At 34.1% G+C, this 20,323-nt stretch carries 18 protein-coding genes; 14 read left to right on the forward strand and 4 right to left on the reverse strand.

What is annotated here, in order from left to right; all coding sequences use genetic code 11:
- The first annotated feature begins 58 nt into the window (after positions 1 to 58).
- Positions 59 to 2,131, forward strand: a complete 2,073-nt coding sequence (gene dnaG / locus AC5ZCW_RS14575) for a DNA primase (protein ID WP_496120645.1) — start codon at positions 59 to 61, stop codon at positions 2,129 to 2,131.
- Positions 2,132 to 2,224: 93 nt separating this feature from the next.
- Here the strand turns inward: dnaG and AC5ZCW_RS14580 are convergent, their stop codons facing one another.
- Together AC5ZCW_RS14580 and nadE are read right to left on the reverse strand one after the other, a co-directional pair.
- The gene (locus AC5ZCW_RS14580; protein WP_008467169.1) at positions 2,225 to 2,854 is read right to left on the reverse strand and encodes a response regulator transcription factor; all 630 of its coding nucleotides are present in this window, start codon (positions 2,852 to 2,854) and stop codon (positions 2,225 to 2,227) included.
- 92 nt (positions 2,855 to 2,946) lie between these two features.
- On the reverse strand, positions 2,947 to 3,753 hold the full coding sequence (nadE, locus tag AC5ZCW_RS14585) for an NAD(+) synthase (RefSeq protein ID WP_496120646.1): 807 nt from the start codon (positions 3,751 to 3,753) through the stop codon (positions 2,947 to 2,949).
- A gap of 99 nt (positions 3,754 to 3,852) precedes the next feature.
- Here nadE and gldB point away from each other — a divergent pair, with 99 nt between their 5' ends.
- Both gldB and gldC read left to right on the forward strand, forming a co-directional pair.
- Positions 3,853 to 4,809: a gliding motility lipoprotein GldB gene (gene gldB, locus AC5ZCW_RS14590; protein ID WP_496120647.1), complete on the forward strand. Its 957-nt coding sequence runs from the start codon at positions 3,853 to 3,855 to the stop codon at positions 4,807 to 4,809.
- Positions 4,809 to 5,141: a gliding motility protein GldC gene (gldC, locus tag AC5ZCW_RS14595; protein ID WP_008467164.1), complete on the forward strand. Its 333-nt coding sequence runs from the start codon at positions 4,809 to 4,811 to the stop codon at positions 5,139 to 5,141. The genes gldB and gldC overlap by 1 nt, the downstream gene beginning before the upstream one ends.
- Before the next feature lie 842 nt (positions 5,142 to 5,983).
- Here the strand turns inward: gldC and yihA are convergent.
- Positions 5,984 to 6,604: a ribosome biogenesis GTP-binding protein YihA/YsxC gene (gene yihA / locus AC5ZCW_RS14600; protein ID WP_343542963.1), complete on the reverse strand. Its 621-nt coding sequence runs from the start codon at positions 6,602 to 6,604 to the stop codon at positions 5,984 to 5,986.
- 42 nt (positions 6,605 to 6,646) lie between these two features.
- Positions 6,647 to 7,411 (reverse strand): alpha/beta fold hydrolase, encoded by a 765-nt coding sequence (locus AC5ZCW_RS14605; RefSeq protein ID WP_177210812.1) that lies wholly within the window; start codon positions 7,409 to 7,411, stop codon positions 6,647 to 6,649.
- A gap of 377 nt (positions 7,412 to 7,788) precedes the next feature.
- Between AC5ZCW_RS14605 and AC5ZCW_RS14610 the strand changes: the two genes are divergently transcribed.
- The 11 genes from AC5ZCW_RS14610 to AC5ZCW_RS14660 all read left to right on the forward strand — a co-directional run bounded on the left by AC5ZCW_RS14610 (position 7,789) and on the right by AC5ZCW_RS14660 (position 20,321).
- Positions 7,789 to 8,262, forward strand: a complete 474-nt coding sequence (locus tag AC5ZCW_RS14610; RefSeq protein ID WP_496120648.1) for a division/cell wall cluster transcriptional repressor MraZ — start codon at positions 7,789 to 7,791, stop codon at positions 8,260 to 8,262.
- Complete coding sequence (gene rsmH, locus AC5ZCW_RS14615; protein ID WP_496120649.1) at positions 8,237 to 9,145, forward strand: 16S rRNA (cytosine(1402)-N(4))-methyltransferase RsmH; 909 nt, start codon at positions 8,237 to 8,239, stop codon at positions 9,143 to 9,145. Before AC5ZCW_RS14610 ends, rsmH begins: the two co-directional genes overlap by 26 nt.
- Before the next feature lie 21 nt (positions 9,146 to 9,166).
- On the forward strand, positions 9,167 to 9,514 hold the full coding sequence (locus AC5ZCW_RS14620; protein WP_066032697.1) for an FtsL-like putative cell division protein: 348 nt from the start codon (positions 9,167 to 9,169) through the stop codon (positions 9,512 to 9,514).
- Positions 9,505 to 11,511 carry a penicillin-binding protein gene (locus tag AC5ZCW_RS14625; RefSeq protein WP_496120650.1) on the forward strand — a complete coding sequence of 669 codons (2,007 nt, stop codon included), beginning with the start codon at positions 9,505 to 9,507 and terminating at the stop codon, positions 11,509 to 11,511. The genes AC5ZCW_RS14620 and AC5ZCW_RS14625 overlap by 10 nt, the downstream gene beginning before the upstream one ends.
- On the forward strand, positions 11,508 to 12,971 hold the full coding sequence (locus tag AC5ZCW_RS14630; RefSeq protein ID WP_496120651.1) for a UDP-N-acetylmuramoyl-L-alanyl-D-glutamate--2,6-diaminopimelate ligase: 1,464 nt from the start codon (positions 11,508 to 11,510) through the stop codon (positions 12,969 to 12,971). The genes AC5ZCW_RS14625 and AC5ZCW_RS14630 overlap by 4 nt, the downstream gene beginning before the upstream one ends.
- Positions 12,972 to 13,046: 75 nt before the next feature.
- Complete coding sequence (gene mraY / locus AC5ZCW_RS14635; protein ID WP_496120652.1) at positions 13,047 to 14,279, forward strand: phospho-N-acetylmuramoyl-pentapeptide-transferase; 1,233 nt, start codon at positions 13,047 to 13,049, stop codon at positions 14,277 to 14,279.
- Positions 14,280 to 15,611 carry a UDP-N-acetylmuramoyl-L-alanine--D-glutamate ligase gene (gene murD, locus AC5ZCW_RS14640; protein ID WP_343542951.1) on the forward strand — a complete coding sequence of 444 codons (1,332 nt, stop codon included), beginning with the start codon at positions 14,280 to 14,282 and terminating at the stop codon, positions 15,609 to 15,611.
- A gap of 83 nt (positions 15,612 to 15,694) precedes the next feature.
- Positions 15,695 to 17,005 carry an FtsW/RodA/SpoVE family cell cycle protein gene (locus AC5ZCW_RS14645; protein WP_343542949.1) on the forward strand — a complete coding sequence of 437 codons (1,311 nt, stop codon included), beginning with the start codon at positions 15,695 to 15,697 and terminating at the stop codon, positions 17,003 to 17,005.
- 45 nt (positions 17,006 to 17,050) lie between these two features.
- Positions 17,051 to 18,142 (forward strand): undecaprenyldiphospho-muramoylpentapeptide beta-N-acetylglucosaminyltransferase, encoded by a 1,092-nt coding sequence (gene murG / locus AC5ZCW_RS14650; protein ID WP_496120653.1) that lies wholly within the window; start codon positions 17,051 to 17,053, stop codon positions 18,140 to 18,142.
- A 120-nt stretch (positions 18,143 to 18,262) separates the two neighbouring features.
- On the forward strand, positions 18,263 to 19,612 hold the full coding sequence (murC, locus tag AC5ZCW_RS14655) for a UDP-N-acetylmuramate--L-alanine ligase (protein WP_496120654.1): 1,350 nt from the start codon (positions 18,263 to 18,265) through the stop codon (positions 19,610 to 19,612).
- A complete protein-coding gene (locus AC5ZCW_RS14660) occupies positions 19,599 to 20,321 on the forward strand; it encodes a cell division protein FtsQ/DivIB (RefSeq protein WP_281631262.1) in 723 nt (240 codons plus the stop codon). The genes murC and AC5ZCW_RS14660 overlap by 14 nt, the downstream gene beginning before the upstream one ends.
- Positions 20,322 to 20,323: the final 2 nt, after the last annotated feature.

Consider the following 20,323-nt stretch of genomic DNA (forward strand, 5'->3'; position numbering starts at 1 on the left):
ATTCCAGCAAGAATTGCGTATTTTTGCTAGCTCTCAACTTTTAAAAATTTAATATACTTTGATTTCACAAACCACCATTGACGCTGTTTTTGAAACTGCTCGAGTAGAGGAGGTTATTGGCGATTTTGTCAATTTAAAACGCGCAGGAAGTAATTTTAAAGGTTTGAGTCCATTCTCAGATGAGCGTTCGCCTTCGTTCATGGTTTCACCGGCAAAAGGGATCTGGAAAGATTTTAGTACAGGAAAAGGAGGAAACTCGGTTAAATTTTTAATGGAGCATTCGCAGTTTACCTATCCGGAAGCCATTCGATATTTGGCTAAAAAATACAATATCGAAATCGAAGAAACCGAACAGACTGAAGCAGAAAAAGCAAATACAGATATTAGAGAAAGTATGTATCTCGTTTCTGAATTTGCAGCCAAATATTTTCAAGATGTTTTGGTTAATTCTGAAGAAGGAAAAGCAATTGGTTTATCTTATTTTAAAGAAAGAGGATTTACCAATGAAACCATTAAAAAATTCAACCTAGGATATTCTCCAGAAACTTGGGATGCTTTGACTAAAGAAGCCTTAGGAAAAGGATACAAATTAGAATTTTTAGAAAGTACAGGTTTAACAATTCCAAGAGAAGATCGCCCCTTTGACCGATTTAAAGGACGCGTAATGTTTCCAATTCAAAGTATGTCGGGGCGTGTTTTAGGTTTTGGAGGACGTATTTTAACCAATGATAAAAAAGCTGCAAAATACCTGAATTCACCAGAAAGTGATATTTACCATAAAAGTAAAGTTCTTTACGGAATTTATCACGCAAAACAATCTATAGCCAAACAAAATAACTGTTATTTGGTTGAAGGTTATACGGATGTGATTCAGTTCAGTCAAGCCGGAATAGAAAATGTTGTGGCTTCGTCTGGAACAGCTTTAACGCCAGATCAGATTCGTTTGATCAATCGTCTAACGCGAAATATCACCGTTCTTTTTGATGGAGATGCTGCAGGTTTGCGTGCTTCTATTCGAGGAATCGATTTAATTCTTGAAGAAGGAATGAATGTCAGAGTTTGTTCGTTTCCTGATGGGGAAGATCCCGATAGTTTTGCCCGTAAAAATTCGCATGATGATTTAGTTGCTTATTTAGAAAATAACAGTAAAGATTTTATACAGTTTAAAGCTTCGATCTTAATGGGCGAAGCTAAAAACGACCCGATAAAAAAAGCCGATCTGATTCGTGATATGGTAGCGAGTATCTCTAAAATACCAGATCGTATTCAGCGAGAAGTATATATTCAGGAATGTGCTCGAATTATGGATATTTCTGAGCAGGTTCTGACAAGTACTTTAGCGCAACTTATCCAGAAAGATATTGCCGAAGCGAATAAAAAGCAAAAGCAGGAACAAAAGCCTTTTGAAGTAGTTAGAAACCAGCCTCCACAAGCAGGTACGTTTTCAGGAGGAGATCCAGAAGATCCAAGAACAGGGCCGCCAGAAGGTTACGATTATCCTGGAGATCCCGGATATTATCCGCCACAACAAACTCAAAAAGTAGATATTTTATATGGTTTTGAAAGGAAAGTCATTGAGGTTTTGCTTTTGTATGGAAGCGTAGTAGAAGATTTTGAAGATGTTTTCTTGAAAGCAGATGAAGAAGGAAATGTAAAAGAGGTTTCTGAAAAAAGACAATATAAAGTATTCGAAAAAATATATCTAAGTCTGCAGGAAGATGAGATAGAGCTATCGAATGTTTTATTTAAAAATATTTATACTAATATTATTGATTTTTATAATCAGAATGAAACTTTTAGTTTAGATAAATATTTGATGCATTTAGAGCCTGAATTTGCTCAAGAAGTTACCAATATTTTAATGGAAGACGAAAGGTTAACCATTCATAATTGGGAAGGGCAGAATATTTTTCCAAAACAAAAAAGTGAAACGATTGAGCAGAATGTTTCTGAGACCATATTTGCTATGCGATGGTATTTGGTGTCTGCAATCATTGCAGAATTAAAGAATTCTCTTCTAACGAATCCGCAAGAAGACAATTCAGAAGTTTTAAGTATGGTAATAGATTATTCTAAACTGCTGAATAATTTTTCGAAGAAACTTGGACGTGTAGTCGTACCTTATCACTAAAAAGAGAAAAACTCTATCTAATTTGATAAATCAAAAAAGATAGAGTTTTTATAAATTTTCGATTACTTAAATATTTAAGTTAGTCGATTTGAATTAAATAATTTCTAAAGTCTTCGCTTTGTTTACTAAGTCAACTAAATTAGTAACATTCAATTTAGTTAATAATCTCAGTTTGTAGGTACTGATCGTTTTTTCGTTCAGATTTAAGATTTTAGAGATTTCATTGTTTTTCTTACCATCACTTAAGTAGCGTAAAACCTCGATTTCGCGGTTAGAAAGTTTTCTGTACAAACGCTCACTTTTGCTTTGTTTAGCAATAAGTGCCATGTTTTTACGTACTGTTTCGTTGATGATGATTTTTCCTTCGTGTACTTTAATAATAGAATGACCTAATGTTTCAAGTTTTTCTGTTTTGTGTACATACCCAGAAACTCCTGCTTTAATTGCGTTTGGAGCGTACATTTGCTCAGCAAGATCACTGAAAATAACAATTTTTGTTTTTGGGAAATTTTTCAGGATTGATTTGATTTCGAAGATACTAGAAAGACCTTCTAACTCTAAGTCTAAGATTAGAATATCGATTTCCTTAGTTTGAAGGATATCTCTAACCATTGAAAAATTGCCTACGTTGGCAACAATTGAAATTTGATCGTGGTCTTTAAAATAAGACTTAACGCCAAAGTGCGTCACAGGATGATTGTCTGCTAGACATACTTTAATCATAATTTTTACCTTTTTTAGAATTGTTCATGTTTTTGGAACGGTAAAATTAATAAATAAATTCTGTAATAACTCGCAGAGAATGTTAAAATGTATTATTTTAACGTTTTTGGTATTAAACAAACCGGAATTGCATCCATTTTGTGCTTGTTGCTGGTGTTTAATCGTTTATAAATTTCAAAGACAGATTTTTCTCTCCCCTCAAAGTCAGATGCCGTCTTTCCTGACTCCGCGGCCAACATCGCCCATTCTAACTCGTCATAACTAGCGCCTAATTGATCCTCATCTGTACGATTGTCTCCAAATAATCCATCAGTAGGAGCGGCTGTTAAAATGGATTGCGGAATTTGCAAAAATTCTCCTAAAGCGTATACGTCAGATTTCATTAAATCAGCAATCGGACTTAAATCTACACCGCCATCTCCATATTTAGTATAAAAGCCTACACCAAAATCTTCAACCTTGTTTCCAGTTCCTGCAACAAGCAAACCATGAATTCCTGCTAAATAATATAAAGAAGTCATTCTAATACGTGCACGTGTGTTTGCTAAAGCTAAATTTACTTTTGCTGTATCCTCAGTTGAAGGAACAGCACTTTTAAACGATTCAAAAGTTTCTGTCAAATCAGTCTTAACATCAGAAACATTTGGGAAACGTTTTTTTAACTGATCAATATGCTCTCTTCCTCTTGTCACTTGGCTTTCTGCCTGATGAATTGGCATTTCTACACATAAAACGTTCAGTCCGGTCTGTGCGCATAAAGTTGAAGTTACTGCAGAATCTACACCACCAGAGATTCCAATTACAAAACCATTTACTTTTGCATTAGTAGCGTAATTTTTTAACCACTCTACAATGTGCGTATTTACTTTTTCCGTCTGAATTGTGCTTTTTTTAGCCATAATAGTTTAAGTTTTAAGATACAGGGATGTATATTTGCAGAATTATTTTGAGTATGCAACTGCTTAAAATTCTGATAACACAAATCTAATTAAAATAAAATGAAAATATATCGCTTTGCAGTGGTTCTATGCCTGTTTTTTTTGTCTTGCAATCAAAAAAGTAAGGTTGAAAAAGAAGTAGAAGAAATTCCTGTTGATATTAAAGTGGAAAGATTTGATAAGGTGTTTTTTGAGACTAAACCGCAAGATCTTCCGAAAATAAAAAAACAATACCCGTTTTTCTTTCCTGGCAACGATGATAATGTCTGGATTCAGAAAATGAATGATCCGATCTGGAGAGAAGTTTACGAGGAAGTTCAGAAAAAATACAGCAATTTTGAACCCGTTCGCAAAGAGTTTAATGAGCTATTTCAGCACGTAAAATATTATTTTCCTAAAACTAAAATTCCTAAAGTAATTACGGTTATTGGAGAAATGGATTATAATGCAAAATCAATTTATGCAGATAGTCTAGTGGTTGTAGCTTTAGAATTGTATTTAGGTAAAAATCATAAGTTTTATGAGTTTCCAAATTACTTAAAAGAGAACTTTGAAGAAAGACAAATTATGCCAGACGTAGTTTCTAGTTTTTCGTATCGAAATATTCCAAATTCTATAGATAAGAGTTTGGTTGCACAAATGGTTTTTGAAGGGAAACAGCTTTATGCAAAAGATTTGCTGATTCCTGAATATACAGATGCAGAAAAAATGGGATATACTCCAGAGCAGATAAAATGGTGTGAAGAAAACGAGGCCTATATGTGGCGTTATTTCATAGAAAATGAAATGCTTTATAGTGAAGATCCAAAGTTGAGAGCGCGATTTATAGCTCCAGCACCTTTTTCTAAATTCTTTTTAGAAATAGATAACGATTCTCCAGGGCGAGTGGGGGCTTGGATTGGCTGGCAGATGGTACGTTCTTACATGAAAAATAATAGTGATGTTTCTTTGGCTGATTTATTTAAAATTGAGCCAAAAGAAATCTTCGAAAAATCAAAATATAAACCTAAGAAATAATGGCAAATATAAACTCAGAGATTAAATTTAATATAGAATTGGATGAAAACCGTGTTCCTGAAAAACTAACATGGAGTGCGCAAGACGGTGGAGTTCAAGCAGAAGAAGCAAAAGCAATTATGTTGTCTATTTGGGACAGCAAAGCAAAAGAAACCATGCGTATTGATTTATGGACAAAAGACATGCCAGTAGACGAAATGAAAATTTTCTTCCACCAGACTTTAGTAGCTATGTCGGACACATTTAAACGTGCAACAGATGACGAAAAAATGTCAGACACAATGAAAGATTTCTGTGACTACTTTGCGGAAAAACTTGAGCTGACAAAATAGTTAAATTCCAAATAAGTAAAATTCCAAATTCAATCTTAGAGATTGGGTTTGGGATTTTTTGTTTTTTTATTGTAAATTGTCTAGATAAATCAAATTATATGCTGTTTGCTTTTCTTGTAAGTCTTATCGGTTTGTTTTTTTTGCTAGCTAATGCGATACGCTTTTATATGACCTGCAAAAACAGAGATATATTGTATCGTATTATAACAGCTTATTTGGTTTTATTGTTTTGTGTAGAATTGCTTTGTAATATAATCGGGTTTCTTTATCCTAATTCTAATTTCTTCCTTTCGCATTATTATTTTATTTTCCAGTTTATCACGCTTAACCTCTTTTTTTATAAAAGTTTTTCAAGTAGAGTATTAAAGCAGATTATGGTAATTGTCTTTTGGGCCGTGCTTCTTTTTTTAGGATGGCAATATTATAATAAACCTTCGCTTTATTGGGAGTTTAATCTAATAGAAATAACAATAACATCTATTCCATTGCTGTTTTATGCGATCTATTTTATTGTCTCCAATTTAAAAAAGCATAAGCATAATTATTTCTATTTCTGTAACGGACTCATTATTTATGTAACAAGTAGTGCGGGGATTTTTCTCTCAGGAAATACCGATTCTGTATTTTTTACAGAACCATTTGTGCTCGATTTCTGGTTTTTCAATTCTTTATTTTATATTCTGTATCAGTTTTTGATTTATAAAGAATGGAAGTCTTTAAATTTCAGAAGAAAAACGAAGCAAAAACTAAACTAATAAATATAAAAAATCCCAAATTCCAAGTGTAAGATTGGAGTTTGGAATTTTTATTATTGTATATTTTTAAAAATTTGGAATTTAATTTTAAAATTCCGAGTTGTTTTTAAAAACTTCTTGATTTACTTGATCGATATAAGACAAAAGTTCTTCTTTTCCGATAGATTCTGTAGATGAGGTTACAAAATACTGAGGCATTTCGGCCCAGTTATTGGCAAACATCTGTTTTTTGTAAGCTGCGATATGCGAATCTATTTTAGTTTTACCAATTTTATCCGCTTTAGTAAAAATAATACAAAACGGAATCTCGCTTTCGCCCATATAAGACATAAATTCGATGTCGATATTTTGCGCTTCGTGGCGAATGTCAATCAAAACAAAAGCGCAAACAAGCTGCTCTCTAGTTTCGAAATAATCGGTGATGAACTTCTGAAAAGTTGACTTTGTTTTCTTTGAAACTTTAGCGTAACCGTAACCAGGTAAATCGACCAAAAACCAATTGTTGTTGATTTTAAAGTGGTTTATTAATTGTGTTTTTCCTGGTTTTCCAGATGTTTTTGCTAAATTTTTATTGTTGGTAAGCATATTAATCAAAGACGACTTACCTACGTTTGATCTTCCTATAAAGGCATATTCTGGTAAAAAGTCCTTTGGACATTTTGATGCGTCAGAATTGCTGACAATAAATTCGGCGGTGTTAATTTTCATATTCCTTCGTTTTAAAACCTCCTAAAAAATAAATTTTAACGGCTATAAATTCTTTTCAGTAAGCCATTTTTCAAGAACTTCGTTAAATTCTTGAGGGTGTTCCATCATTGCTGCGTGTCCACATTTGTCTATCCAGTACAAATCAGAATTTGGTAGTAATTTATGGAATTCTTCTGCTACATTTGGAGGTGTTACAGAGTCATTTTTACCCCAAATAATGCAAGTTTCAACAGTCATTTTAGGCAAATCTTTAGCCATATTGTGACGTATCGCGCTCTTTGCAATAGTTAAGGTTTTGATTAATTTGATTCGGTCATTAGCCGTAGCGTATACTTCATCAATCAATTCGGGAGTTGCTATTTTCGGGTCGTAAAATACATCTTCGGCTTTCTTTTTAATGTATTCGTAATCGCCTCTTCTTGGGTAACTGTCTCCCATTGCGCTTTCGTAAAGTCCAGAGCTTCCTGTGATTACAAGTCCAGCAACTTTTTCAGGATAAAGTTTTGTATGGTACAAAGCGATATGTCCTCCAAGAGAATTTCCTAAAAGAATTACTTTGTCAAAACCTTTAAAAGTGATAAAGTCTTTTACGTATTTCGCAAAACTTTTTACGTTCGTTTTTAAAATGCTTTGGGTGTATATTGGCAAATCTGGGATAACAACTTTATATCCTTTGTTTGGGAAATATTGTGCTACACCATCAAAGTTACTTAGACCTCCCATTAATCCATGCAGAATAACGATCGGAGTTCCTTCTCCAGCTTCAAAATAGCTGTATTTGCCTTCTTTTTTATAGTGTTTGTCCATCTAATCTAATGCCAATTTCAATTTCGACAAATATAGGGTTAATTCAACAAAAATGAATTTTTGATGTCATTTTTTAACTAGATAATTTGAGTAGAATTTATAAATGATTAAAAATCAGTGATTAAACCACTATTTGTTAAAATATGCAAATGTTAAGAAATGTGCATTATAATCAATTTTTTAAGAAAATTAGCGCATTATTTTTTTGAATGAATAACGTATTTAAGAATCTGTTAATTAATAGTTAAAGTATTGATTGATTGTAGATTATGGAGTGTGGGAGTAAAGTGGTTAAACTTATTAACAAAGTGGTATAAAGTGGTAAAATGTGGTAATTTTTTTTATATTTTTGCTGTATAACATGTTAACTAGTTTTTTTGAACACAATTGTTGGAACATATGAATGTAAAGTCGATGCTAAAGGAAGGCTAATGATGCCTGCACCTTTAAAAAAGCAGTTGACGGCTTCTCTTCAAGACGGATTTGTTTTGAAGCGTTCTGTTTTTCAGCCGTGTTTAGAGTTGTATCCTATGGTAGAATGGGATGCGATGATGAAAAAAATCAACAAGCTTAATCGCTTTGTAAAAAAGAACAACGATTTCATTAGAAGGTTTACTGCTGGTGTTAAAGTGGTTGAGGTTGATGCATTAGGGCGATTGCTTGTTCCAAAAGATTTGGTAATGTTTGCAAGTATTTCTAAAGATGTCGTTTTTTCATCTGCGGTTAATATTGTTGAGATTTGGGACAAAGATTTATACGAGAAATCAATTAGCGGCGAAGATATGGATTTTGCAGATTTAGCCGAAGAAGTAATGGGAAATATTAATGACGACGAAGATGGAATATCATAATCCGGTTTTGCTTCATCCAACAGTAGATGGTTTAAATATTAAGCCTGATGGTGTGTATGTAGATGTTACGTTTGGAGGCGGTGGTCATTCAAAAGAGATTTTAAAAAGATTAGGGCCAAACGGAAGGCTGTTTGCATTTGATCAAGATGAAGATGCGCTTGCTAATGCATTGCCAGACGAAAGGTTTACTCTGATAAATGAGAATTTTAGGTTCATAAAAAGATTTTTACGCTTTCATGGAGTAAAGTCGGTTGATGGAATCCTGGCAGATTTAGGAGTTTCATCACATCAGTTTGATGTTCCTGAAAGAGGTTTCTCAACAAGATTTGATGCCGAGTTAGATATGCGGATGAGTCAAAGAAATGATTTAAATGCTTATCGAGTGGTTAACGAATATGAAGAACAGGATTTACGTCGTGTTTTTTTTGATTATGGGGAGTTGAAAAACGCACCCGTTTTGGCAAGAACAATTGTTGAGGCTAGAAAAGATTACCCAATCAAAACGAGTGAAGAATTGAAAGAAGTTTTGAAAAAGTTTTTGCCAGAGAAAGTTCGAAACAAAGTCTTGGCTCAGATTTATCAGGCAATCAGAATCGAGGTGAATCAGGAAATGGATGTTTTAAAAGAATTTATTGAGCAGTCATTGGAGATTTTAAAACCAGGAGGAAGATTTTCTGTAATCTCATACCATTCTTTAGAAGATCGTTTGGTGAAAAGATTCATTAAAAACGGAATGTTTGAAGGTGAGCCAGAAAGAGATTTTTACGGAAATTTTTCAGTTCCATACAAAACAATAGGGAAATTGATTGTTCCAGATGATGAGGAGATCAAGATTAATAATAGAGCAAGAAGTGCCAAATTAAGAGTTGCAGAAAAGCTATAATATATATTAAGGTAGGAAATAATGAAAAGTGGCGTATTTAGCATATTAAAAGCAAGATTCCTGATTCATGAAGATGCTGTAAAAAATTGGCGATTTATTGTTTTTATAATTCTGCTGGCCATTTTGATGATTGCCAATACACAGCGATACGAACAAAAGGTTTTTGAAATCGCGAAATTAAATAATGAAGTAAAAGAATTGAGATCTGAATTTGTGGATCGACGTTCAGAATTGATGAAATTAAAAATGGAGTCAACTATTTCGGATAAAATGTTAGAAAAACAAATTTTTCCGTCGACAGTTCCTCCAGTTAAAATAGAAGTTACAAAAGAAGAAGAAAAAAGTTTCTTTAAAAGAATATGGCAGTAGACGATAAACATATATCCTACAGAATTTACCTCGTAGCAGTTTTCATCTTTTTGATGGCAATTGCTATTGTCGTTAAATTAACCAATATTCAGTGGGTTGAAGGAGATTATTATAGAAAACTGGCTAAACAGCGTACTGTGAGAAACTTTGTGATTCCGGCAAACAAAGGGAATATTTATTCTGCTGACGGAAGTTTATTGGCAACATCGATCCCAAATTATGAAATTCGTTTTGATGCTAAAGCGCCAAAAACAGAAACTTTCGAAAAATATGTGAAACCATTATCAGATTCATTGGCAACAGTTTTAGATAAACCAAGTAGTTATTTTCAGAAAGAATTGCGAAAAGCACGTGAAAATAAAAACCGTTATTACTTGATTGCTCGCAATTTGAGTTACACTGAGTATGTGAAAATTAAAGGTTTTCCGTTGTTCAGTCTAGGAGCTTTCAAAGGCGGAATCATCGTGGAACAAGAAACGGTTAGAAAACATCCGATCGGAAAAATTGCAGAAAGAACAATTGGTTATGACCGCATTGATCCTGCAACTGGAATAGAGGTAGGAAAAGGAATTGAATGGGCTTTTAAAAATTATCTGAACGGAAAAGATGGTAAAATTTTAAAGCAAAAAATTGCAAAAGGGCAATGGAAACCAATTCGAGATGTAAACGAGGTGGATCCAATTGATGGTTACGATGTGATTTCGACTATAGATGTTTTTATACAAGATATTGCGCACCACGCTTTGTTGAAACAATTGGAAGATTACGAAGCAGATCACGGTTGTGTGGTTGTTATGGAAACGGAAACAGGATACATAAAAGCGATTTCAAATTTAGGAAGAGCAGAAGATGGTTCTTATTACGAAACAACAAATTATGCGGTTGCTGAATCTCACGAGCCAGGATCGACTTTTAAATTGGTTGATCTAATGGCGATTTTAGAAGATAAAGTAGCTGACACAAGTACGGTTTACGATAGCCATGGTGGGGAAATCAGATATTATGGAAGAGCCGTTCGTGATTCGCATAGAGGTGGTTACGGAAAAGTTACTTTAGCACGCGGATTTGAACTTTCGTCTAATACAGTAATGGTTCAGGCAGTTTATGACAATTACAAAAGTAACCCGTCTAAGTTTGTAAATCATATTAATGAATTAGGTTTAAATAAACCATTAGGATTGCATTTTAAAGGAGAAGGAAGACCTTATATTCCGCAACCTGGTGATAAACATTGGTCTGGAACTACGCTTCCGTGGATGGCTTTTGGATATAACGTTTCGGTTACGCCAATGCAGACTTTAACTTTATATAATGCGGTTGCGAATAATGGGGTAATGGTAAAACCGCAATTTGTATCAGAAATTAAAGAGTGGAACAAAACCATTAAAAAGTTTGATACAGAAGTAATGAATCCAAAGGTTTGTTCGCCTGAAACGCTAAAAAAAGTAAAAGCAGTTTTGGCGAATGTGGTAAAAAAAGGAACGGGTTCTAAGTTGTATTCAAAAGATTTCTCAATGGCAGGAAAAACAGGAACAGCTATGGTGAATTATGGTAATGCAGGAAGAGAAGGAATGTATTATGCATCTTCTTTCGCAGGTTATTTCCCAGCCGATCATCCTAAATATTCTTGTATTGTAGTGGTTCATAAGCCAAATACATCTAGAAATAACTATTACGGAGCAGATGTTGCTGGGCCAGTTTTTAAAAGAATTGCCCAAAAGATTTTTACAGATGCGCCTTCAACAAATAAGATTAAAAAATTAGATTCTAGAATTCCAAAACAGGATGCTAGTTATGATAGATATACGGCTGAAGCTAATAAAAAGCTGAACGAGATTCCGAATTTAAAAGGAATGCCAGGAATGGATGCGATTGCTTTATTGGAAAATTTAGGTTTGAAAGTAAAAGTAAATGGAATGGGGAAAGTGAAGAATCAATCAATTCAAGCGGGAACCAGTATTAGCAAAAACACAACAATTGTATTAGAATTATCGTGAAAGTATTAAAAGACATATTATATAAAGTGGCTATTGAATCTGTAAAAGGTTCAACAGATATTGCTATTCATAAAATTGAATTTGATTCGCGCAAAGTAGAAGCAAATGACATTTTTGTGGCAATTCGCGGTTCACTTTCAGATGGGCATGATTACATAGAGAAAGCAATTGAACTTGGAGCAAAAGCAATTATTTGCGATACACTTCCTGCAACTGTTGTAAACGATGTTACCTATATTCAAGTAAAAGATACCAATACCGCTTTAGCTTTTATGGCAGCTAATTATTTTGAAGATCCATCTGCAAAATTAAAATTAGTTGGAGTAACAGGAACAAATGGAAAAACGACAATTGCGTCATTATTGTTTCAGTTGTTTGAAAAAGCTGGTTTTAAAGTGGGATTACTGTCAACTGTAAAAATCGTAGTAGACAAAACGGAATATCCTGCAACGCATACAACGCCAGATTCTTTGACTATAAATCATTATTTGAATGAAATGGTTGAGGCTGGAGTTACGCATTGTTTTATGGAAGTAAGCTCGCATGGAATTCATCAAAAACGTACGGAAGCTCTACATTTTGTAGGCGGAATTTTTACGAACCTTTCTCACGATCATTTAGATTATCATCCAACATTTGCTGAATATAGAGATGTTAAAAAATCATTTTTTGACTCACTTCCAAAATCAGCTTTTGTTTTATCTAATATTGATGATAAAAATGGTTCTGTAATGTTGCAGAATACTGTTGCTAAAAAACTAACCTACGCTTTAAAGTCATATGCTGATTATAGAGCGCAGATTTTAGAAAGCCAATTATCAGGATTATTGTTGAAAGTTAACGACAATGAAGTTTGGGTAAAACTGATTGGTACATTCAACGCATACAACGTTTTAGCAATTTATGGAACTGCAGTAGAGCTAGGAATTGATAGTCTTGAAGCGTTGCGTTTACTGTCTGATTTAGAAAGTGTTTCGGGTCGTTTTCAATATATCGTATCAGATGGAGGTATTACAGCTGTTGTAGATTATGCACATACGCCAGATGCATTGGAAAATGTTTTGAAAACAATAAATGATATCCGTACTAAAAATGAGCAGTTGATTACTGTTGTTGGATGTGGAGGAAATCGAGACAAAACAAAACGCCCGATTATGGCAAAGATTGCTTCAGATTTAAGCGATAAAGCGATTTTGACTTCGGATAATCCGAGAAATGAAGATCCAGAAGTTATTTTGGATGAAATGGAGCAAGGAGTTGAGCCACACAATTATAAAAAAATGCTTCGAATTACAGATAGAAAACAAGCAATTAAAACAGCTTGTCAATTTGCTCAGCCTAAAGATATCATTCTAATCGCAGGAAAAGGGCACGAAACGTATCAAGAAATAAATGGTGTTCGCCATCATTTTGATGATATGGAAACGGTAAGAGAAATTTTAGAACAACTGAATAAATAAAAAAAATTAAGTTCAAATACCATCACACAATTGGAATTTGGGATTTCACAATTGGAATTTAAAAAATAAAAAAATATGCTGTACTATTTATTTGAATATTTTGATAAAACGTTGGATCTTCCAGGAACAGGAGTTTTCCAGTACATCACATTTAGGTCAGCTTTGGCATTTATGCTTTCGTTGCTTCTATCGACTATTTATGGTAAAAGAGTGATTAACTTTTTGCGTCGTCAGCAAGTAGGAGAAACTGTGCGAGAACTTGGTCTTGCAGGTCAGAATGAAAAAGCTGGTACACCTACAATGGGTGGATTAATTATCATTTTTGCCACTCTTATTCCTGTTCTATTGTTTGCAAGATTGCATAACATTTATATTGTTTTGCTAATTGTAACTACATTATGGATGGGAACAATTGGTTTTGTTGATGATTATATCAAAATATTCAAAAAAGATAAACAAGGTTTAAAAGGTATTTTTAAAGTAATTGGTCAAGTTGGTCTTGGAATCATCGTTGGTGCAGTTCTTTATTTTAATGCTGCAGTTACAGTAAGAACAGACACAGGGCGTGCAGATATTTTTAAGACAGCAGCAAATTCGACTGTTATTGTACCAGCAGGAGTTGAAGAAAAATCTACAGCTACTACAATTCCTTTTGTAAAAAACAACGAATTTGACTATGCTGAAGTATTGTCTTTTATGGGAGATGGATATGAGAAATGGGCTTGGCTTGTATTTATTCCAGTAGTAATTTTTATTATAACAGCAGTTTCAAATGGTGCTAATTTAACGGATGGAATTGACGGACTCGCAGCAGGAACTTCCGCAATATCTGTCCTCGCGCTCGGGATTTTTACATTCGTTTCAGGTAATATTATTTTTTCGAATTATCTAAACATTATGTATATCCCCAATTCGGGAGAAATGACGGTTTTTATTTCTGCCTTTGTGGGTGCACTTATCGGATTTCTTTGGTATAACTCATTTCCGGCATCGGTGTTTATGGGAGATACGGGAAGTTTGACAATTGGTGGAATCATCGCGGTTTTAGCAATTGCAGTTCGTAAAGAAATATTGATTGTTTTGTTCTGCGGAATTTTCTTAGCAGAAAGTGCTTCAGTAATTATTCAGGTAAGTTATTTTAAATATACGAAAAAGCGTTTCGGAGAAGGACGAAGAATTTTCTTGATGTCACCGCTTCATCATCATTATCAGAAAAAGGGATATCACGAAAGTAAAATTGTAACCCGTTTCTGGATTGTAGCTGTGATGCTGGCCATTTTATCAATCATTACCCTAAAATTAAGATAAATGAGATTAGTAGTTTTAGGTGGAGGAGAAAGCGGAGTAGGAACCGCGATCCTCGGTAAGAAACAGGGTTACGATGTTTTTGTATCGGACTTTGGAAAAATAAAGGAAAGCTATAAAGAAGTTCTTATCATTAATAAAATTGCTTGGGAAGAAGAGCGGCATACGGAAGATTTAATTCTAAATGCTGATGTGGTGATGAAAAGCCCTGGAATTCCTGATAAATCCCCGATAGTTAAAAAACTCATCGCAGCAGGAGTAAAGGTGATTTCGGAAATTGAATTTGCGATTCCTTACACAGATGCAATGACCATTGGGATTACCGGAAGCAATGGTAAAACTACTACCACAATGTTGACACATCACTTGTTGAAATATGCAGGATTAAATGTTGGATTGGGTGGAAATATTGGAAAAAGCTTCGCCTGGCAGGTGGCGGAAAATAAATTTGATGCCTACGTTCTTGAATTAAGCAGTTTTCAGTTAGATGGAATAATAAATTACAGACCAGATATTGCCATAATAACCAATATAAGTCCGGACCATTTAGATCGATACGAATATAAATATGAAAATTATATCAATTCGAAGTTCCGAATAACGATGAACCAGACTGAGAACGATTATCTCATTTACGATGCAGACGATGAGGCAAGTACAGAATGGTTAAAGAAGAACAAAACAAAAGCAAAACTAATTCCTTTTTCATTGACGAAAAAATTTGATGAAGGGGCTTCTATAAATAACAACAAAATGGAAATAAAGATCAACCAAGAAGAGTTTACAATGGATACAGAACACATTGCGTTAGAAGGAAAACATAATATGAAAAACGCCATGGCAGCAAGCTCTGTAGCTAAATTGATGCAAATTAGAAATGCAACGATTCGTGAAAGTCTATCTAATTTCCAAGGTGTTGAGCACCGTTTAGAAAAAGTACTAAAAATACAAAACGTTCAATATATCAACGATTCAAAAGCAACAAATGTAAATGCTACTTTCTTTGCTTTGGATAGTATGAATGCTCCAACAGTATGGATTGTTGGAGGTGTTGACAAAGGAAACGATTACAACGAATTAATGTCGTTGGTACGCGAAAAAGTGAAAGCAATTATCTGTCTTGGAATCGATAACCGTAAAATTATCGATGCTTTTGGAAACGTTGTTGATATTATGGTTGAAGTAAATAATATGAATGATGCAGTAAAAACTGCTCAAAGATTAACAGAAAAAGGCGATGTGGTTTTATTGTCTCCAGCCTGCGCAAGTTTCGATTTATTCGAAAACTACGAAGACCGTGGAAAACAATTTAAACAAGCTGTGCACAACTTGTAGAAAATAGTTTCAAGTTTCAGGTTTCAAGTTAGACACCTGAAACTTGAAACATGAAAAAAAAGAAAACCTGAAACAAAAAGATTATGAAGGAGCTGGTAAACAAACTAAAAGGAGATAGGGTAATATGGTCATTCGTGGCCTTATTGGCGTTGTTTTCGTTTATGCCTGTTTTTAGCGCTAGTAGTAATTTGGCCTATATTGGGCATGGAACAGGAAATACATTAGGATATTTGGTAAAACATCTGGCGCATATCTGTATTGGTTTTTTAATCATTTACTGGGTGCATAGAGTTCCATATCATTATTTTAGAGCGATATCAAAAATTGCGCTTCCAGTCGTTTGGATTTTATTGATCTATACGCTTTTAAAAGGAACTGTAATTGCAGGAGCAAATGCAAGTCGTTGGATTCAGGTTCCTTTTATCGGAATCACATTTCAGACTTCAACATTAGCAGCAATCGTTTTGTTTATTTATGTGGCACGTTATTTATCTAAAACCAAAGAAGAAAATGAGCCTTTTCAGACCTCATTGATTCAGCTTTGGATTCCAGTGTTCATTACGTTAATATTGATTTTACCAGCGAACTTTTCAACTACAGCGTTAATCTTTTCAATGGTTTTAATGTTGACATTTATTGGAAAGTATCCATTAAAATATATTGCTTTTATCATTGGTTCAGGAGTTGCAATGTTGGCATTCTTCTTATTAGTTGCAAAAGCTTTTCCAGATTCAAGGTTCTTTAGCAGGGTTTCAACTTGGGAAAGCCGTATTACGAATTTTACAACAGACAAACCTGATGAAGATGATTATCAGATTGAGAAAGCAAAAATTGCAATTGCATCTGGGAAATTAGGAGGATTAGGTCCTGGAAAAAGTGTTCAGAAAAACTTTTTGCCACAATCTTCTTCCGATTTTATCTACGCTATTATTGTAGAGGAATACGGTTTAGTTGGTGGAGTTTCGATAGTAATTTTATACTTATTGTTATTGTTCCGTTTTGTAATAGCTTCCCATAAAGCACCAACTATATTTGGAAAATTAGTCGTCGTTGGTGTCGGTTTTCCTATGATATTTCAGGCTATGATCAATATGGCGGTTGCTGTTGAGTTATTGCCAGTTACAGGACAAACGCTTCCGTTGATAAGTAGTGGGGGAAGTTCGATTTGGATGACTTGTCTTGGACTCGGAATTATCATTAGTGTGACAAGAAAAGAAGAAGAAATTGCTGAGGATAAGCTTGAGAGAGAAAAACGAAAAGAAGCCTTACAGCGATTAATAGATAAAGAAATGGCAGAAGAGGATTTGCCTGCAGATGAAATATACGAAGAAGAGCCAATGTATTCCATCGAAGATAGTTCAAGAAACCCTATGAATGCGGTTTTAAACAAATAGGATTAGAATATAAAAATTTTTTAAAAAGTTGTAATTTTTAGAACGATGACAAAGTATAAATTCATACTTAGCGGAGGAGGAACAGGAGGGCATATCTATCCTGCAATTGCAATTGCAAACGAATTAAAATTACAATTTCCTGATGCAGAATTTCTTTTTGTAGGTGCCAAAGATAAAATGGAAATGCAGAAAGTGCCTCAGGCAGGTTACGAAATAAAAGGTCTTTGGATTGCTGGTCTGCAGCGAAAATTGACATTACAAAATTTCATGTTTCCACTTAAACTAGCAAGCAGTTTATTGGAATCAAAAAGAATAATTAAAAAGTTCAAGCCAAATGTGGTAATTGGAACAGGCGGTTTTGCTAGCGGACCCTTATTGCAAGCGGCAGGTTCGGCTGGAATTCCAACAGTGGTTCAAGAGCAGAATTCTTATCCAGGAATAACAAACAAATTGTTAAGTAAAAAAGCAAATGCAATTTGTGTGGCGTATCAAAATTTAGAACGTTTTTTTCCAAAAGAGAAAATTGTTTTAACTGGAAATCCAGTTCGTCAGGATTTAATCGATATTGAAAGCAAACGTGATGAAGCAATTGCTTTTTATGATTTAGATCCGAACAAGAAAACGTTGCTGGTTTTAGGAGGAAGTTTAGGAGCAAGAAGAATCAATCAGTTAATTGAAAAAGAATTGCAAAATTTTCTTTCTCAAGATGTACAGGTAATCTGGCAATGCGGAAAATTATATTTTGAAGAATATAAAAAATACAATCAGCAAAATGTAAAAGTGGTTGATTTTATTGAAAGAATGGATTTTGTCTACGCGGCATCAGATGTCATAATTTCACGTGCTGGAGCTTCGTCGGTGTCAGAATTGTGTATTGTGGGAAAACCAGTCATTTTTATTCCATCGCCGAATGTAGCTGAGGATCACCAAACTAAAAATGCGCAAGCAATTGTAGACGAAAAAGGTGCGATTTTGTTGAAAGAATCTGAGCTTGACAGTCAGTTTAGCATTGTTTTTGAAGCGCTGCTGAAAGATTCAGGAAAACAGAAACAACTAAGTGATAATATTAAAAAACTGGCAAAACCAAAAGCTACTCAAGATATTGTAGCAGAGATTGTGAAGCTTATTAAGCTATAAGCTTTAGGCTATAGGCAGTAAGCTTTATGCTGATTAAAAGAATATAAGAGAATCAAATAATGTATAGACAAAAGTCGGAAGCTTAAAGCTTAAGGCTTAATGCTTAAAGCAAAAAAAGAAATGAATTTAAATCAAATACAAAACGTTTATTTTATTGGTATCGGAGGCATCGGAATGAGTGCCCTGGCTCGTTATTTCAAGTTTATTGGAAAACAAGTTTCAGGTTACGACAAAACTCCTTCCATGCTAACTAATGAGTTGATTGAAAGTGGTATAGATATTCATTTTGAAGACAATATAAATTTGATTCCAACAGATTATTATGTTGAAAATACGCTAGTAATTTATACGCCAGCGGTTCCAAAAACACATTCAGAATGGAATTATTTTGTTGAAAGACATTTTGAGGTTAAAAAACGTGCCGAAGTTCTTGGAATTATAAGTAGAGATACTTTTTGTTTTGCAGTTGCAGGAACACACGGAAAAACTACTACGTCTAGTATTTTGGGGCATATTTTGTTTCAAAGCGGTGCCGATGTAACGGCTTTTATTGGAGGAATTGTTGAGAATTATAATTCTAATTTAATAGGAAGCGGAAAAACAGTAACAGTTGTAGAAGCAGACGAATTTGACAGATCATTTTTGCATTTGCGTCCAGATATTGCTTGTGTAACTTCTATGGATGCAGATCATTTGGATATTTATGGTACAAGTGATGCAATTGAGGCTTCTTTTAGAGAATTTGCTTCAAAAGTTGAAGATAAAAACAATCTTTTTATAACCAAAGAATTGCCTTTAGACGGCGTTCAATGTGCTATAAATGAAGATGCTGTATATAAGGCTTATAATGTTCGAATAGAAGATGGAGCTTACGTTTTTGATGTGCAGACGCCTTCAGAAATTATGAAAGATTTACGTTTCGGATTGCCTGGAAAACATAATTTAATGAATGGATTAATGGCTATTGCGATGGCTAAGACTTTCGGCACCCCGACCGATTCTATTGCAAAAGCCATTGCTTCATTCAACGGGATAAGAAGACGTTTTTCGTACCAGATTAAGAGTGAAAATTTAGTTTATATCGATGATTATGCACATCATCCAACAGAAATAAATGCTGTTCATCAAGCAGTTAGAGAATTGTATCCAGGGCGTAAAGTGCTGGCAATTTTCCAACCACATTTATTTAGTAGAACAAGAGATTTCGTTGACGGATTTGCAGCAAGCTTATCGCAGTTTGATGAAGTGTTTTTGATGGATATTTACCCTGCAAGAGAGCTTCCGATGGAAGGAGTGACTTCTGAGTGGCTTTTGGGTAAAATGACAAATTCGAACAAAAAAATTGTTGCAAAAGAAGATTTATTAGGTGAAATCAAAGCCAGTGATGCACCTATTATTGTAACAATTGGAGCTGGTGATCTGGGAGAAATGGTTCCGTCAATTAAAAAGGTTTTAAATGAAAATATTTAATTGGGCAAATATTAGATTAGTACTTATTTTCGGACTAGTTCTTTTTCTATATTCTTTCGCACAGCATCGAAATGGCGATCGAAAATTGAAAAAATCTATGGTTGTTTTTGTAGGAGAAAATACGCTTTTTGTGAAGCCAGAAACGGTTAATAAATTGTTGATAGAAAATAAAAGAGACGCTTCCAGTATTAGAAAAGATGAACTAGATTTGAATAAGATAGAGAAAACCCTCGATACGCAAGAGATGATTGAGAAGTCAAACGTTTTTGTAAGTATCGATGGAGTTCTAAAAGCAGTAGTAAAACAGAAGACGCCCATAGCAAGAGTTTATGATGGCGCTGCTTCTTTTTATATTGACTATGAGGGAAATAAAATGCCCTTATCAGACAATTTCACTGCGCGAGTTCCTCTTGTTTCAGGGGCAATAAATGAAAAAAATAACGAAGATTTAGCAGCTTTATTTCGCACAATTTATGACGATGCGTTTTTGAAAAAAAACATCATTGCTATAGAGATTATGCCGAATGGAAGCTTAAAAATGTTTAATCGCAACTATGATTACTTCATAGATTTTGGCAGAACGATGAATGTTGATAAGAAATTTAGAAACTATAAAGCGTTTTTTCAAAAAGCGGTTTTAGATAGTTCGTTATACAAATACAAAAAAATTGACCTTAGGTTTACGGAACAAGTAGTTTGCACTAAATAATA

The sequence above is a fragment of the Flavobacterium sp. PLA-DH12 genome (assembly GCF_059511845.1).

What these genes read in the sequence shown, in the direction of transcription:
- AC5ZCW_RS14580 (WP_008467169.1), bottom strand. Translation starts at nt 2,854, where the DNA reads ATGATTAAAGTATGTCTAGCAGACAATCATCCTGTGACGCACTTTGGC.
- nadE (WP_496120646.1), bottom strand. Translation starts at nt 3,753, where the DNA reads ATGGCTAAAAAAAGCACAATTCAGACGGAAAAAGTAAATACGCACATT.
- gldB (WP_496120647.1), top strand. Translation starts at nt 3,853, where the DNA reads ATGAAAATATATCGCTTTGCAGTGGTTCTATGCCTGTTTTTTTTGTCT.
- gldC (WP_008467164.1), top strand. Translation starts at nt 4,809, where the DNA reads ATGGCAAATATAAACTCAGAGATTAAATTTAATATAGAATTGGATGAA.
- yihA (WP_343542963.1), bottom strand. Translation starts at nt 6,604, where the DNA reads ATGAAAATTAACACCGCCGAATTTATTGTCAGCAATTCTGACGCATCA.
- AC5ZCW_RS14605 (WP_177210812.1), bottom strand. Translation starts at nt 7,411, where the DNA reads ATGGACAAACACTATAAAAAAGAAGGCAAATACAGCTATTTTGAAGCT.
- rsmH (WP_496120649.1), top strand. Translation starts at nt 8,237, where the DNA reads ATGACGACGAAGATGGAATATCATAATCCGGTTTTGCTTCATCCAACA.
- AC5ZCW_RS14620 (WP_066032697.1), top strand. Translation starts at nt 9,167, where the DNA reads ATGAAAAGTGGCGTATTTAGCATATTAAAAGCAAGATTCCTGATTCAT.
- AC5ZCW_RS14625 (WP_496120650.1), top strand. Translation starts at nt 9,505, where the DNA reads ATGGCAGTAGACGATAAACATATATCCTACAGAATTTACCTCGTAGCA.
- mraY (WP_496120652.1), top strand. Translation starts at nt 13,047, where the DNA reads ATGCTGTACTATTTATTTGAATATTTTGATAAAACGTTGGATCTTCCA.
- murD (WP_343542951.1), top strand. Translation starts at nt 14,280, where the DNA reads ATGAGATTAGTAGTTTTAGGTGGAGGAGAAAGCGGAGTAGGAACCGCG.
- AC5ZCW_RS14645 (WP_343542949.1), top strand. Translation starts at nt 15,695, where the DNA reads ATGAAGGAGCTGGTAAACAAACTAAAAGGAGATAGGGTAATATGGTCA.
- murG (WP_496120653.1), top strand. Translation starts at nt 17,051, where the DNA reads ATGACAAAGTATAAATTCATACTTAGCGGAGGAGGAACAGGAGGGCAT.
- murC (WP_496120654.1), top strand. Translation starts at nt 18,263, where the DNA reads ATGAATTTAAATCAAATACAAAACGTTTATTTTATTGGTATCGGAGGC.
- AC5ZCW_RS14660 (WP_281631262.1), top strand. Translation starts at nt 19,599, where the DNA reads ATGAAAATATTTAATTGGGCAAATATTAGATTAGTACTTATTTTCGGA.